Below are 15,659 nucleotides of genomic sequence, written 5' to 3' on the forward strand. Positions count from 1 at the left end.
GCGGCGCCCAGCGCCGCGCATCGTCGCGTGACTGACGTCGCGCGGCGCGATTGCTGCCGCTTCCGCGGCCAGACTCCCTGATCAGAGGTTGCCTCACATGAAGACCGCATTTTCGCGCGCCCTGCGGGCCGCGCTCGTCGGCACTGCCGTGCTCGGCTTTGCCACGCCCTCCTTCGCCGACATCAAGGACTACGAATTCCGCCTCGCGCAGCCGACCGTCTCGGTCGGCCGCGACAAGCTCGTCACCGTGCAGCTCATCAACAAGGTCACCGGCAAGCCGGTGCCGGACGCGGTGATCTTTGCGATGCGGCTCGACATGGCGCCGGATGGCATGGCCGAGATGGCCACCAAGATCGTGCGCGAGCCGGGCGGCGAGCCTGGCACCTACCGGTTCAAGGCGGCGTTCGGCATGGAAGGCCGCTGGCTGCTGTCGCTCGGCGCAAAGGTGCAGGGCGAGACCGGCACGGTCGAAGGCAAGCTGGTCATCACGGCCAACAAGTGAGCCGCATCGGCCTCGCGGCCGCCGCCACCGCAGTGATTGCGGTGGCGGTGGGCGGCCTGCCGGGTGTGCGCGAGCACCTGCATCTTTCGACGTCGCTGATCGTGCCGGCTTCGGCGCAGCAGAGCAGCGACGAGCCGATCTATTACCAGGACCCCGACGGCAAGCCGGCGTATTCGCTGACGCCGCGCAAGACCGCCGACGGCCGCGACTTCCGGCCGGTGCCAGCCGGCGCGGATGTCAACTTCGACGACGACGCGCCGCAGATGCCGCCGCCGCCGCCGGTGTCGACGACCCGCAAGGCCAAGTTCTATCGCAACCCGATGGGGCTCGCCGACACCTCGCCGGTGCCGAAGAAGGACTCGATGGGGATGGACTACATCCCGGTCTACGAGGGCGAGGACGGTGACGACGGCGGCGTGAAGTTGTCGCCCGGCAAGATCCAGCGCAGCGGCGTCAGGTCCGAACCGGCGACGCGCCGGCAACTGCGCGTGGTGATCCGAGCGCCCGGCGTCATCCAGCTCGACGAGCGCCGCGTCTCGGTGATCGCGATGCGGGCGGAGAGTTTTGTGCAGAGCGTCGCCGACGTCACCACCGGCAGCCGCGTGCGCAAGGGCCAGCCGTTGATGCAGATCTACAGCTCGGCAATCGCGTCGGCCGCGGCCGACTACGTCTCGACGATCGGCTCCAGGACCACCAGCAGCGTGCCGCAATTCGGCCGCGGCTCGCGCCAACGCCTGATCAATCTCGACGTGCCGGAGGCGGCGATCGCCGCAATGGAGAAGGCCGGCGCCGCGCCGGTGACAATCGAATGGCAGGCGCCGCGCGACGGCGTGGTGCTGGAGCGCAGCGCGATCGAAGGCATGCGGGCGCAGCCCGGCGACGTGCTGTTCCGCATCGCCGACATCTCCAAGCTATGGGCGACGATCGAGATCGCCGAGCGCGACCTCGGCGCGGTGACGCCCGGCCAGATGGTGATGATCCGCGCGCGCTCGTTCCCGGGCCGCGTCTTCCATGGCGAGGTCAAGCTGATCTATCCGCAGCTCAACAAGGAGGCGCGCACCGCGCGGGTGCGGATCGAACTCGACAATCCGGATCTGGCGCTGCTGCCGGAGATGTATGTCGACGCCGAGATCGACGCGGGCAGCGCGGCGCTGGTGCTGGCGGTGCCGGACAGCGCGGTGCTGGATTCGGGCAGTAAGAAAGTCGTGTTCGTCGACAGAGGCGACGGCCGCTACGAGCCGCGCGAGGTGCACACCGGCCAGCGCGGCAGCGGCGCGGTCGAGATCCGCGACGGGCTCAGCGAGGGCGAGGCGGTGGTGACGTCCGCCAACTTCCTGATCGACGCCGAGAGCAATCTCAACGCGGCGCTCAAGACCTTCTCGGCCGACGGAGCGCAGCCATGATTGCCCGTCTGATTACCTGGTCGGCGCGCAATCTGTTGCTGGTGCTGTTCGGCGCCGGCTTCGCGGCTGCGGCCGGAATCTATGCGCTGAAGCACCTGCCGCTCGATGCGATCCCGGATCTCTCCGATACGCAAGTGATCGTCTACACCGACTATCCGGGGCAGGCGCCGCAGGTGATCGAGGATCAGGTCACTTATCCGCTGACCACCGCGATGCTCACCGTGCCGCGCTCCAAAGTGGTGCGCGGCTTCTCGTTCTTCGGCGTGTCGTTCGTGTATGTGATCTTCGAGGACGGCACTGACATTTATTGGGCGCGCTCGCGCGTGCTGGAGTTTCTCAACGGCGCGGCGTCGCGGCTGCCGAGCGGCGTGACGCCGACAATTGGGCCGGACGCCACCGGTGTCGGCTGGGTGTATCAATACGCGGTGATGTCGAAGGAGCTGAACCTCGCCGACACCCGCGCCATCCAGGACTGGAATCTGAAATTCGCGCTGGCCCGTGCCGAAGGCGTCGCCGAGGTCGCCAGCGTCGGCGGCTTCGTCCGGCAGTACAACGTCGTGCTCGACCCGCAGCGGATGCGCGACCTCGGCATCACCATGCCGAAGATTCGCGACGCCATCCGCGCCAGCAATGCCGACGTCGGCGGTCGCACCGTCGAGCTATCGGAGTTCGAATACGTCATCCGCGGCAAGGGCTATCTCAAGAGCATCAACGATCTCGGCAATATCGTGCTGAAGGTCGCCGGCGGCACGCCGGTGCTGCTGCGCGACGTCGCCCGCGTCGAACTCGGCCCCGACGAGCGGCGCGGTCTCACTGAACTGAACGGCGAGGGCGAGGTCGCCAGCGGCATCGTGCTGCAACGCTTCGGCGTCAACGCCCGCGACGTCATCGACGCCGTCAAGAAGCGCTTCGCCGAGATCGCCTCGAGCCTTCCCAAGTCGGTCGAGATCGTCCCGGTCTACGATCGCTCCCAACTGATCGACGCGGCGATCGCGACGCTGAAGAGCACGCTGGTCGAAGAAAGCATCGTGGTGGCGCTGGTGTGCATCGTGTTCCTGCTGCATGTGCGCAGCGCGCTGGTGGCGATCATCATGCTGCCGGTCGGCATCCTGATTGCATTCGGCGCGATGAAGCTGCTCGGCATCGGCGCCAATATCATGAGCCTCGGCGGCATTGCGATCGCGATCGGCGCCATGATCGACGCGGCGATCGTGATGATCGAGAACGCCCACAAGCATTTGGAGCGCGCACCGCCGGAGCGACCGCGCGTCGAGGTGCTGATCGAGGCCGCGGCCGAAGTCGGCCCGGCGCTGTTCTTCAGCCTGCTGATCATCACCGTGTCGTTCATGCCGATCTTCACGCTGGAGTCGCAGGAGGGGCGGCTGTTCAGCCCGCTGGCCTTCACCAAGACCTTCGCGATGGCGGCGGCGGCGCTGCTGTCGGTGACGCTGGTGCCGGCCCTGATGGTGATCTTCGTCCGCGGCCGCATCGTCCCCGAGCACAAGAACCCGATCAACCGCGTACTGATCGCGATCTATCGCCCGGTGATCGACGCGGTGCTCAAAGCCAAGCTGGTGGTGATCCTTGCCGCGGTGGCGATCCTTGCCGTCACGATCTGGCCGGCACGGCAGCTCGGCACCGAGTTCATGCCGAACCTCAACGAGGGCACGCTGCTGTATATGCCGACGACGCTGCCGGGCATTTCGATCACCAAGGCGGCGGAGCTGCTGCAGACCCAGGACCGCATCATCCGCTCGTTCCCGGAAGTCGCCTCAGTGTACGGCAAAGCCGGCCGCGCCGCGACCGCGACCGATCCGGCGCCGTCCGAGATGTTCGAGACCATCATCAATCTCAAGCCCAAGGCGGAGTGGCGCGCCGGCGTGACGCTGGAGAGCCTCACCGCCGAGATGGACCGCGCGCTACAATTCCCCGGCGTCTCCAACGCCTGGACGATGCCGATCAAGTCGCGCATCGACATGCTGTCGACCGGCATCCGCACCCCGCTCGGCATCAAGGTGATCGGCACGGATCTGGGCGAGATCGAAAAACTCGCCAAGCAGATCGAGCAGGTGCTGAAGAAAGTGCCGGGCACATCCTCGGCCTATGCGGAGCGCGCGCTCGGCGGTTACTATCTGGAGATCACGCCGGACCGCACCGCGATGGCGCGCTACGGCTTGTCGATCCAGGACGTGCAGGACGTGATCGCGACCGCGCTCGGCGGCCAGACCGTCACCACCACGGTGGAGGGCCGCCAGCGCTTCGGCGTCAACATGCGCTATCCGCGCGATCTGCGCGACAGCCCGCAGACGATCGCCAGCGAGGTGCTGGTGCCGATGCCGGCGGGCGGCGCGGTGCCGCTCGGCGAAGTCGCGAGTATCACGCCGGCGCGTGGGCCCACGTCCATTCGCACCGAGAATGGCCAGCTCGCGGTCTATATCTACATCGACATCCGCGATCGCGATCTTGGCGGCTACGTCACCGAGGCACGCGACACCGTGAAGGCCAGCGTCGCGTTCCCGCCCGGCGCTTACCTCGTCTGGAGCGGCCAATACGAATATCTCGAACGCGCCGCGGCGCGGCTCAAGATCGTGGTGCCGGTGACGCTGCTGATCATCTTCCTGCTGCTGTATCTCAACTTCCGCTCGGTGGCCGATACGTTGATCGTGATGCTGTCGCTGCCGTTTGCGTTGGTCGGCGGCATCTGGCTGATGTGGGCGCTCGGCTTCAATCTCTCGGTCGCCGTGGTGGTCGGCTTCATTGCGCTCGCCGGCGTCGCCGCCGAAACCGGCGTGGTGATGCTGATCTATCTCGAGCACGCGCTGGAGGATGTCCGCGCCCGCCGCGCCGCGGAGGGCAGGGCGATCGACCGCGCCGATCTCACGGAGGCGATCAAGCACGGCGCGGTCGAGCGGGTGCGGCCGAAGGTGATGACCGTGGTGGCGATCATGGCCGGCCTGCTGCCGATCCTGTGGAGCACCGGCACCGGCTCCGAAATCATGCAGCGCATCGCCGTGCCGATGATCGGCGGCATGGTGTCGTCGACGCTGCTGACCCTGATCGTGATCCCGGCGATCTACGCGCTGGTGAAGGGCGTGGCACTGCGGCGGACCATGCCGGCCGCAAAAGCTGCCGCCAGTTAGTTGCCTCCGCCTCTCAACGCGTCATGCCCGGCCTTGTGCCGGGCATCCACGCCTTGCGGCGTTAGCGATGCAGAAAGGCGTGGATGGCCGGGACAAGCCCGGCCATGACGGCGGTTGGGGTGATGTGAAGATGCCACCGTCAATCGCCGCATCGTTGACGGTCCGTTTACGTTTTTCCGAAAGCCCTCGTTTACCAGGCTGTTCGATCGCGCTCGGTCGATCACGAGGGCTGCTTGCCTGTGTCTTGCGCGCATCGGTGATTAACTCGCGAGCAACTTTAATTGGATATCACTAGGAACGATCAACTTGTCCGAAACGACAACGGATCTGAGTAAGCGTTGCGTGAGCGTACCGATGACAGTCATGCGTAACCGGCCGAAGGGCGCACGGATTGTGTCCTTCGGTCTCGGCCTCTGCGTCTTCGCGGGGATGCCGACCGAAATCGGCTATCAGGACATCGCGTCGCTGCTGGTGCGCCAGCCGGGCGTGACCGAACGCTGGCAGAAGCGCGTGTTCGCCTCGTCGGTCGGATCGGTTCAGGTCGCGACGTTTTCGTTCGGCCGCCCGATCGGCACTTGGGCGCCGCAGGGCTCGACCTATCAGCTCGCGAGTGTGGACGGCAGGTCCGGGTTGGGCGGCGCGCTGAGCCGCAATCGCCTGCTGCAGCCGCCGACGCCATACCAAGCCTCCGACTTCCCCGCGGTGGATCGCACCCTGAAGGGCGATCGGCTGGCGATCTTCAAGCCGGGCCAGGATGTGCCGGCGGACAGCACGTCAGAGCCCGCCGACATCAACGCGCCGAACGTCGCCGGCGCCAAGATGGCCGCGCAGGCGCCCGGCGCCGCGCCGCTCGATCCCGAACTCGCCGAAGCGCTGACCTCCGAGCCGTTGCCGCAATACGGCAATGAGCTCGACCCGTCGCACGACAAGGCCGCGGAGGGCGTCGTCACGCCCGGAGCGCCGTCGCGCGATCCGTTCACCGTCAAGACCTCGAGTCTGTTCTTCGGCACCGGCTCGCTCGGCGGCCTGGAGGAGACGCTCGAGCAATGGCAGCCCGGCGAAGAGCCGATGATCGTCACGCCGGGCGGCGAGTCGGACATGAAATCGCCGCTGCCGTCGGCTTCGCTCGATCCGGACGCCCCCGGCGAGACCATCGCCGGCAAGGGCGAGGTCAATGTCGATCACCACGTCCGCACCCCGGCCGAGCGGCTCGGCCTGACCGAGCCGAAGCTGCGCGCCAAGCACGAGAAGTGCCTCGCCGAAGCCGTGTACTTCGAGTCGCGCGGCGAGAAGGTGCGCGGTCAGATCGCGGTGGCCCAGGTTGTGCTCAACCGCGCCTTCTCCGGCTTCTATCCGAGCAATGTCTGCGGCGTGGTGTATCAGAACAAGCACCGCCGCTATGCCTGCCAGTTCACCTTCGCCTGCGACCGCGTCGCCGACGTGGTGCGCGAGCCGGAAATGTGGGACCGCGCCCGGCGCATCGCCGCGGCGATGCTGGACGGCAAGCTGTGGCTGCCGGAAGTCGCCAAGTCGACGCACTATCACGCTTACTGGGTGCGGCCGTCCTGGGTCCACGAGATGAAGAAGATGTACAAGACCGGCGTGCACACCTTCTATCGCCCGCGCAACTGGGGCGACGGCAGCGACGCCCCCAGCTGGGGCGACCCCGCCCAGACCGCCGCCATCTCCGAAGAACTCACCGAAGCCGCGAAGAGCTCGGCAGAGATCAACGCGAAGAACTAATCGCCCGCGACGACGCCGAAAGCACTGAACAGCGGCAGCGGCAGCGCGCTCCCTCTCCCGCTTGCGGGAGAGGGCTGGGGTGAGGGCGCCCCAGGCAGTGACTCAGCGACTCGCGGAGGGGAGGGCCCTCACCCGCCGCGCTACGCGCGTCGACCTCTCCCGCAAGCGGGAGAGGTGAGCGACTACGCGTCGATGTCCAGTGCCACGTCGAAGTTCGGTGCCGAATGCGTCAGGGCGCCGGAGGAGACGTAGTCGACGCCGGTGGCGGCGATGGCGCGGATCGATTGCAGGGTGACGCCGCCGGAAGCTTCCAGCACGACGCGGCCGGCGCTCATTGCCACGGCGTGCCGCAGCGTTTCCAGATCCATGTTGTCGAGCAGCACGACGTCGGCGAGGCCGGTGTCCAGCACCTCCTGCAACTGATTCAGTGTATCGACCTCGATCTCGACCTTGACCAGATGGCCGATCTTCGCCCGCGCGGCTTGCAGCACCGCGCGGATGCCGCCGGCGACGGCGATATGGTTGTCCTTGATCAGCACCGCATCATCCAGCCCGAAGCGATGGTTGAAGCCGCCGCCGCAGCGCACCGCGTATTTCTCCAGCGCGCGCAGGCCCGGCGTGGTCTTGCGCGTGCAGCACACCCGCAGCTTGGTGCCGGCGGTGTGGCGGACATAGTCGGCCGTCAGCGTCGCGATGCCGGACAGCCGGCCGACGAAATTCAGCGCGGTGCGCTCGGCCGTGAGGATCGCCCGCGCGGGGCCCGACAGCGTCAACAGATGCACGCCGGCCGCCACCGCATCGCCATCGCGGACATGCGCCGCGATATGAATGTCGGCCGACAGCTGATTGAGCGCTTCGATCGCCAGCGGCAGGCCGGCGATCACGCCTGCCTGCCGCGCCACCATGATGGCGTGCGCCTGCGTCGCCTCGGGAATGGTCGCGAGCGAGGTGATGTCGCCGGCGCGGCCGAGGTCCTCGTCGAGCGCGCGGCGCACCGCATCGGCGATGGCGAGCGGCGACAGGAACGCGTCGGGATGCAGCAAGGCGGTGGGTGTCATGAAGGCTGCTCCAGCAGGCGGATGAGGATGTCAGACCAGCGCGGTCTGCGGCTGGCTGGGAAACGGCAGGATGACGGCGCTGTCGGTCATCAGCGCGGCGGCGCGCCCGCGGGCCTCGGCGAGCGTGGTGAGCGTTCGCTTCGCCTGCGCCGGATCTTCGGCCGGATAGTCCGAGCGATAATGCGCGCCGCGGCTTTCGGTGCGCGCCAGTGCGGCGGTTGCGACCAGCAGCGCGGCGATCGCGCGGTTGGCGAGCGCAGGCGAGGCGGCGTCGCGCTCCAGCGCCGCCAGGGCGCGCACCGCGTCAATCAGTCCGCTACGCTCGCGGATCACTCCAACTTTGGCAGACATCAGCATGCGCAGGCCTTGCTCTTGCGCCGGATCATGCGCGCCGTCGCTCGCCAGCTGCGCGCAATCGAACGACGCTGGCGCGGCCCGGAGCTCGCGTCCCGCAAGATCCTCCGCGATCCGCGCCGCATACACCACCGCTTCGAGCAGTGAGTTCGACGCAAGCCGGTTGGCGCCGTGCGCGCCGGTCGACGACACTTCGCCCGCCGCCCACAGGCCATGCAGCGAACTGCGGCCGTGCTGATCCACCGCGATGCCGCCCATGTGGTAATGCGCCGCCGGCGCGATCGGGATCGGCTGCGTCGCCGGATCGATGCCGGCCGCGACGCAGCTTTGATACACGGTCGGAAATTCCTGCGCGAACTTTGCGCCGAGCGCCTGCGTGGCGTCGAGGAATGCGCCGCGGCCGGCGGCGACTTCGGCGAACACGCCGCGGGCGACGATGTCGCGCGGCGCCAGTTCGGCGAGCGGATGCAGCGCCGGCATGAAGCGCTCGCCGGCGCCGTTGATCAGCGTCGCGCCTTCGCCGCGCAGCGCCTCGGTGGCGAGCGGCGCCGGATCGCGGCCGACCATGATGGCGGTCGGATGAAACTGCACGAACTCCGGATCGGCGATCAGCGCGCCCGCGCGCGCCGCGATCGCCAGCCCCTGGCCGGAGGCTTCGGCCGGATTGGTGGTCACCGCATAAAGATGACCGATGCCGCCGGTGGCGAGCACCACGGCAGACGCGGCGATCAGCACCGGCGCGGACGGTGCGCCGACCTTGCGCAACTGCAGGCAGCTGACGGCGCCGCCGTCAGTCAGCAGCGCCTCGGCGCTCCAGCCTTCCAGCACGCGGATCGACGGCGTCGCGCGCACCGCCTGCGTCAGCGCGGTGATGATCGCTTGCCCGGCCATGTCGCCGCGCACATGCACGATGCGGCGCGCCGAATGCGCGGCTTCGCGTGCCACCGCGAGCCGGCCTTCGAGATCGCGGTCGAACGGCACGCCGTACTCCAGCAGATCGTGAATGCGCGGCGCCGCCTCGCGCGCCAGCCCGAGCGCGACGGCTTCATCGACGATGCCGGCACCGACCGCGATGGTGTCGGCGGCGTGCGATTCCGCGCTGTCGCCTTCGCCGACCGCGGCGGCGATGCCGCCTTGCGCCCAGGCGGTCGAGGCGCCTTCGCCAAGCGGTGCGGCGCTGATCACCGTCACCGGCCGCGGCGCCAGATTAAGCGCGCAGAACAGCCCGGCAAGGCCGCCGCCGACGATGACGATATCGCCGTGGCGGCCGAGCGATGCAAAATCGGGAGTGTTCCTCATCGGCGATCCAACTCTCACACGCTGTCTCGCGAACGCACTTGCGCGGACGACGGCCGGAGATCGCACAGAGGCGCCGTCGTCCGCTTCGCCGTGAGCTGCGGCGTCAGTTCTTCAAATTGATCATCCGCTTCACGGAGCGCCGCGCCGGCGCGATCAGCGTGGGATCGACCGTCACTTCCTCGCGCAGGTGCACCAGGCTGTCGAGAATCTTCGCCAGCGTGATCCGCTTCATGTGCGGGCACAGATTGCACGGCCGGACCATCTCGACATCGGGCAGCTCGGCCTGGACGTTGTCGGCCATCGAGCACTCGGTGATCATCACCACGCGCTTGGGGTGCTTGGTCTTCACCCAGTTGATCATATGCGCGGTCGAGCCGGTGAAGTCGGCCTCGGCCAGCACGTCCGGCGGGCATTCCGGATGCGCGATGATGCTCACGCTCGGATCGGCCTCGCGATAGACGCGCAGTTCGTCGCCGGTGAAGCGCTCGTGGACTTCGCAGGCGCCCTTCCAGGCGATGATCTTCACTTTCGTCTGCGACGCCACGTAGCGCGCGAGATATTGATCCGGCACCATGATGACGCGGTCGGCGCCGAGGCTCTCAACCACCTGCACGGCGTTGGACGAGGTGCAGCAGATATCGACCTCGGCCTTCACTTCCGCCGAGGTGTTGACGTACGCCACCACCGGCACGCCGGGGAATTTCTCACGCAACAAACGCACATCGGCGCCGGTGATGCTCGAGGCCAGCGAGCAGCCGGCGCGCGAATCCGGAATCAGCACGCGCTTCTCCGGGCTGAGGATCTTCGAGGTCTCGGCCATGAAGTGCACGCCGCACTGGATGATGGTCGAGGCCTTCACCTTGGTGGCTTCGATCGCCAGCTGCAGCGAGTCGCCGACGATGTCGGAGACGCAGTGGAAGATTTCAGGCGTCTGGTAGTTGTGCGCCAGGATCACGGCGTCGCGCTCGCGCTTCAGCTCGTTGATGGCCTTGACGTAGGGCGCCATGAACGGCCACTCGACCGGCGGGATCACATTCTGCACGCGCGCATACAGATGCGCGGTTGCGGCCTCGACCGCGGGCGTCCAGTCCAGCGAAGGCATCGGCAGCGCGCGCGCGGTCTCGGACGGCGTCGGAACGGCGCGGCGACGGAGAGCCTCACGGCCATGGGCCGGTTGGCTGAAGTTTTCGGGCCCGTATAATCCGGCAAGCGGCATCTCAGCCTCCCGCATGTCTAATATGCTCCAAATGAGCATATATATGTTCCGAGAAATCCGGCCACTGTGGGCCGGCATTGGCAGTCATCGGTTGGTATCCCGCAGCGTCCCGCCGCGGCAGTCCACTTATTCTCAGTTCGAGCAAATCAAATATAGCATGCAGTCGGGGGTTCCGCCAGTGGCCCAAAGGGCGAACGGGGCAGATTAGAACCCCAACTGCATCGCTGCGCTGCAACGCGCCCTTTACAGCAGGGCGCGGCTTTCTCTAACTCTGCCACCGGCAGCAAGAACAGTTTCAAGGGGAGCGACATGGCGACGTTCAAGGCGATCCGCATCGACAAGGCGGAGAAGGGGACCACGGCAGCGCTGACGCAGTTCGACGAGGCCGAGCTGATGGACGGCGACGTCACCGTCGCGGTCGAGTGGTCGACGGTGAACTACAAGGACGGCCTTGCCGTCACCGGCAAATCGCCGGTGGTGCGCCGCTTCCCGATGATTGCGGGCATCGACTTCGCCGGCACCGTGCTTGATAGCAGCCATCCGTCGTGGAAGGCCGGCGACAAGGTCGTCTGCAACGGCTGGGGTATGGGCGAGACCCATCTAGGCGCCTATGCGGAGAAGGCCCGGGTGAAGGGCGACTGGCTGGTGCGGCTGCCGGACGGCATCAGCGCGCGGCAGGCGATGGCGGTCGGCACCGCCGGCTACACCGCGATGCTCAGCGTGCTGGCGCTGGAGAAGCACGGGCTGTCACCCAAGGATGGCCCGATCGTGGTCACCGGCGCCGCCGGCGGCGTCGGCTCGGTGGCGATCGCGCTGTTGTCCAAGCTCGGCTATCAGGTCATCGCCTCGACCGGCCGCACTTCCGAAGAAGCCTATCTGCGCGAGCTCGGCGCCACCGAGATCATCGACCGCAACGAACTGTCCGCCCCCGGCAAGCCGCTCGGCAAGGAGCGCTGGGCCGGCGGCATCGACAGCGTCGGCTCGACCACGCTGGCCAATCTGCTGGCGATGACCAAGTATCGCGGCGCCATCGCGGCGTGCGGCCTCGCCGGCGGCATGGACCTGCCGGCGTCGGTGGCACCGTTCATTTTGCGCGGCGTGTGTCTTTACGGCATCGACTCTGTCATGTGCCCGCTGCCGGACCGTCAGCAGGCCTGGAGCCGGCTCGCCACCGACCTCGACCCCGCCAAACTCGAACAGATGACTCAGGAAATCGGCCTCGACCAGGTGATCGACACCGGCGCGAAAGTTCTGGCCGGCCAGGTCCGCGGCCGAATCGTGGTGAAAATTGCGTAGCGTTCAGACTTTACCAACCAAGCTGCGCCAATGTTGCCGCAGTTTGTATGGTAAGGAGCGGGTTAACGGCAGAAACCCCGCGCCAGTAGGAGTTCAGGCATGTTCGTGCGTTTCGTTTACGGAGCCCTGATGGCTGGCGCCACCGTTCTGCCGGCGATGGCAGGATCGATGAACGCGGACGAAGCGCGCAGGTTCGTCTCCGGCAAGGTATTCGCCTTCACCTGCTTTGACGGCACCCGCGGCGCCGGCCGTGTATTCGACGACGGCGGCGCTGCCGGCTCGGTGCAGTTTTCCGGCTCCGGGCCGAACCGCTTCATGCGGCTCCCCGGCAATACCCTGCAGGTGCGCGGACAGGCGATCTGCGCATCCATCAAGGGCATCCCGTTCGATCCCTGCTTCAATCTCGACAAGACCAGCGAGCGCAGCTTCCGCGGCTCGGTGTCCGGCATGGGCTTCGCCTATTGCGACTTCCGCCATCAGGGCACGGGCCAGATGATGATGGCCCGTGCGCTCGCCCGTCAGCCGCGCGCCCCGCGCCCGGCCCGCTCGGCCGATGCCACCCCGAAGGAAGTCGTCGCCAGCGTGCCGACGCCCCGTGTCGAAGCCACGCGTCTGGAAGCGCCGAAGGTCGAAGCCGCGCCCGAGCTGCGCCGCTCGACGGACTGAAGCAACAGCCGGCAATCCCATCCGCTTCACGTTTCAAAAGCCGACGGCCACGTTATTCCGATGGCTGCGAGGCGGTCCAATGCGCGGCTGAGTTCGGCGCGCGTCTCGGCTGCGGTCAGGCTGATGCGTATCCGAGCGGGCGCCTCGCGGGTGACCGCGAAGGTCGAGGCCGAGACGACATCGACGCCGACGGCTCGGCATGCGGCGATGGGATCCGCCATCTCCGGCGGCACCGCGAGCCACGCGTGCGGCGACGGCCTCGACGATACCGTTCGCCCGTTCGGCAACAGTCGGCAGGCGAGCCGGTGACGCACGGCCACCTCGTCGCGCTGCCATTTGGCGCGGCGCAGTGCGGTCCCGTCCTCGATCCAGCGGCATGCGATCTCCGCCATCAATGGCGCCAGCGGCCAGAGTGTCGACTGCGGCTCGGCCGCAACGGCCCGGGCGGCCGGCCCGGCACCCGCGATGAGTCCGAAGCGCAAGCCCGCGGCAACGGACTTCGAGAAGCTGGTAACCAGCGTGCACCGGCCGGGCAGCAACACTGCCATTGGCGGGGTCGCCGCCAGGGTGCCGTAGACATCGTCCTCGATGATCTGCAGATCGCGGCGCTCGGCGACCTGGGCGAGCTCCGCGCGCCGCGCCTCGCTCATGGTCGCGCCGGTCGGGTTCTGCAGCGCAGGCACCAGAACGGCAACGCGCGCCGAGGTCGCGCGTGCCACCCGGTCGAGCGCCTCGGGGATCATGCCCTGTGCGTCCATCGCGACGCCATGCAGCGGCAGGCCGAGCTGGCGGGCCAATGCCTTGATACCTGGAAAGGTCAATTCCTCGACCAGCACCGGTTCACCGGCGTTGCAGATCGTGAGCAGGACCGCGAGCAGGGCCTGCTGCGCGCCAGCGGTCGGCAGAATGTCCGTGGGACGCAGTTCAAGGCCGCGCGCGGCGATCCAACTGGCTGCGGTCACGCGGATGCGGGCGATCAAGGCTGGCGTGGGATGGCGGAGCGCGGAGGCAAGTCTGCCATGGCCGGCGATGTCCAGCAGCGCCAGATCGAGGTCCGTCGCTGCTGGGTCGGTCGCCGGAATATTCGTGGACAGGTCGATGACTTGCAGAGTGGAGTCATCGTTCGGCTCCTTCAGCGCGAACAGTGCCGCTTCGCGGCTTTCCGACAACACATAGGTCCCGCGGCCGACCTCGCCGGAAATCAGATGTCGGCGGGTGGCCTCGGCGTAGGCCCGCGAGACTGTGCTGACATTGACCTTGAGGGACCAGGCGAGGTCGCGGTGGGTCGGGAGCTGGTCGCCCGGCCGTAACACTCCGTCCGCGATCGCTGCGGCGAGAGCCTCGACGATGGCGACGTAGCGAACGGGGCTTCTGCCGGTAAGGTCTGGCGTCCACATTGTTTGCCATACAATGTTTCGATTGACCCAAACAATGCCGCTGCGGATGATACAAAGCAACCTCTGGTCGCAGTGTCGGTATCGACCAGGAAAAAGGTTGTGGTGAAGCCGTCGAGCAGGAGGTCGCATGACAACATCCTGGCCGTCTTCTGGCAGGGATCCGCCTGTCGCGCTCGGGGTCTCTCGGGAGACAGTCCCGGTCTGACTTGTCACTGACACGAACTCTCTGAGCGGTTCTGTTGGTCACGGACTCGGTGCTGACGATCGAGACTGCCACCAGCACAACCTCATGGTGAGCAGGCGCGTAGCGCCGTCTCGAATTATGGGCCGCATGGGATGCGTGGCGCCATCCGTCGAGACGCCCGACTTCGCCGGGCTCCTCAGGATGATGACTGAGTGCCGGCGGAAAGGTCGATCGCGTTTCGATCAAACGATGAAGCGCTCTAAGCGCTACGGCAATCGGAGCACGAAGTATCTCCGGCGGTGATCGCGGTTCTGCGCGACCTCGCCAGAGCACGGTTGTCGTTTGCCTGGAGACACCTGTCGCGTCGGAGCAGGGCCCGCTCTCTCCGGCTGACAGGCCCGAATGAGACGAAACGGGCGACCGCAGCCGCGGCGTCCGATCTCAATTTAATGCGATGGCTGGCCCATGACTTTGTTCGCAACCGCTTCCGCGACGATCACCAGTATTCGGATCGAAGCGATAAGATCTCGCGTCCCACTCGCGTTCGCCGGTCTTGTCGTGGCGGTCTGCTGCCTGGCCACCGGCGGCATATTCGTCAAGCTCAGCGCTGTTGATCCGATCGCGACCGGGGCGTGGCGCATCGGTCTGGCGCTGCCGTTGGCGTATGTGTGGCAGGCGTTGGAACGGCGAAGCGACCAAGCTGCAGACCGTCCGGTGAATGCCAACCAGATGATGCTGCTGTGGCTGGCGGGCGCCTGCCTTGGTCTCGATCTGGCGTTTTGGAATATCTCCTTTCACTACACGACCGTGGCGAACGCCAACTTGCTCGCCAATCTGGTCCCGTTCGTCGTCGTGCCCGCAGCGTGGCTCGCATATCGCGAGACGATCACCCGGCTATTCGTGATCGGGTTCGTGATCGCTCTATCCGGAGTCATCATGCTGTTGTCTCCCAAATTGGGCGCCGGCGCCGGATCGTTGTTCGGCGACATGCTGGCTCTGATGACGGCGTTGTTCTACGGCTCCTATCTGCTGTTAGTCAGCGGTCTGCGGCGCACGATCGCCCCCGGCCGGATCATGTATCTGACGAGCTTCGGGACGCTGTCCGTCCTCGTCCCGCTGGCGTTGATCTTCGAGCGCCGCCTGTCGCCTGTCTCCCTCCTCGAACTCTGGCCACTCCTCGGACTCGCGCTCCTCGCGCATCTCGGCGGACAGGGGCTGCTTGCCGCGTGCCTGCGCTACATTCCCGCCAGCCTGTCGTCGGTGCTGGTGTTGATGCAGCCCATCGTGGCGGCGCTGTTCGCCTGGCCACTGTTCGGCGAGACCATGGGACCTATCGAACTCCTCGGTGCAGCCGTCTGTCTGGCTGGGCTCTATGTCGCGAAACTCGGCCAGAAATGAGGT

Annotated in this window: 11 protein-coding genes; 7 read left to right on the forward strand and 4 right to left on the reverse strand. The window is 67.0% G+C overall.

All coding sequences use genetic code 11. The annotated features are described in order from the left end of the window. Positions 1-97: 97 nt before the first annotated feature. From D4Q52_RS02260 to D4Q52_RS02275, 4 genes are all read left to right on the forward strand, one after another. Complete coding sequence (locus D4Q52_RS02260) at positions 98-502, forward strand: FixH family protein (protein ID WP_119854925.1); 405 nt, start codon at positions 98-100, stop codon at positions 500-502. Continuing rightward, the gene (locus D4Q52_RS02265; RefSeq protein WP_119854926.1) at positions 499-1,905 is read left to right on the forward strand and encodes an efflux RND transporter periplasmic adaptor subunit; all 1,407 of its coding nucleotides are present in this window, start codon (positions 499-501) and stop codon (positions 1,903-1,905) included. The genes D4Q52_RS02260 and D4Q52_RS02265 overlap by 4 nt, the downstream gene beginning before the upstream one ends. Beyond that, positions 1,902-5,045, forward strand: coding sequence for an efflux RND transporter permease subunit (locus D4Q52_RS02270; protein ID WP_119854927.1), 3,144 nt, complete (start codon positions 1,902-1,904; stop codon positions 5,043-5,045). The genes D4Q52_RS02265 and D4Q52_RS02270 overlap by 4 nt, the downstream gene beginning before the upstream one ends. A gap of 354 nt (positions 5,046-5,399) precedes the next feature. After that, positions 5,400-6,788, forward strand: coding sequence for a cell wall hydrolase (locus D4Q52_RS02275; protein WP_119854928.1), 1,389 nt, complete (start codon positions 5,400-5,402; stop codon positions 6,786-6,788). Positions 6,789-6,970: 182 nt separating this feature from the next. Here D4Q52_RS02275 and nadC read toward each other — a convergent pair whose 3' ends face one another. From nadC to nadA, 3 genes are all read right to left on the reverse strand, one after another. Further along, a complete protein-coding gene (nadC, locus tag D4Q52_RS02280; protein WP_119854929.1) occupies positions 6,971-7,846 on the reverse strand; it encodes a carboxylating nicotinate-nucleotide diphosphorylase in 876 nt (291 codons plus the stop codon). 30 nt (positions 7,847-7,876) lie between these two features. Next, entirely contained in the window at positions 7,877-9,499 is a 1,623-nt protein-coding gene (locus D4Q52_RS02285; RefSeq protein WP_119854930.1) for an L-aspartate oxidase, read from the reverse strand. Positions 9,500-9,602: 103 nt separating this feature from the next. Next, positions 9,603-10,715, reverse strand: a complete 1,113-nt coding sequence (gene nadA / locus D4Q52_RS02290) for a quinolinate synthase NadA (protein ID WP_119855131.1) — start codon at positions 10,713-10,715, stop codon at positions 9,603-9,605. Positions 10,716-11,024: 309 nt separating this feature from the next. On the opposite strand from nadA, the gene D4Q52_RS02295 reads away from it, so the two are divergent. After that, complete coding sequence (locus D4Q52_RS02295; RefSeq protein ID WP_119854931.1) at positions 11,025-12,011, forward strand: MDR family oxidoreductase; 987 nt, start codon at positions 11,025-11,027, stop codon at positions 12,009-12,011. A gap of 99 nt (positions 12,012-12,110) precedes the next feature. Further along, complete coding sequence (locus tag D4Q52_RS02300; RefSeq protein WP_119854932.1) at positions 12,111-12,677, forward strand: hypothetical protein; 567 nt, start codon at positions 12,111-12,113, stop codon at positions 12,675-12,677. 26 nt (positions 12,678-12,703) lie between these two features. Here D4Q52_RS02300 and D4Q52_RS02305 read toward each other — a convergent pair whose 3' ends face one another. Further along, positions 12,704-14,074, reverse strand: a complete 1,371-nt coding sequence (locus D4Q52_RS02305) for a PLP-dependent aminotransferase family protein (RefSeq protein WP_119854933.1) — start codon at positions 14,072-14,074, stop codon at positions 12,704-12,706. A gap of 649 nt (positions 14,075-14,723) precedes the next feature. Between D4Q52_RS02305 and D4Q52_RS02310 the strand changes: the two genes are divergently transcribed. Beyond that, the gene (locus D4Q52_RS02310; protein WP_119854934.1) at positions 14,724-15,656 is read left to right on the forward strand and encodes a DMT family transporter; all 933 of its coding nucleotides are present in this window, start codon (positions 14,724-14,726) and stop codon (positions 15,654-15,656) included. The last annotated feature ends 3 nt before the right edge of the window (positions 15,657-15,659 follow it).

This window comes from Rhodopseudomonas palustris (genome assembly GCF_003591005.1).
GTDB classification, from domain to species: domain Bacteria; phylum Pseudomonadota; class Alphaproteobacteria; order Rhizobiales; family Xanthobacteraceae; genus Rhodopseudomonas; species Rhodopseudomonas palustris_K.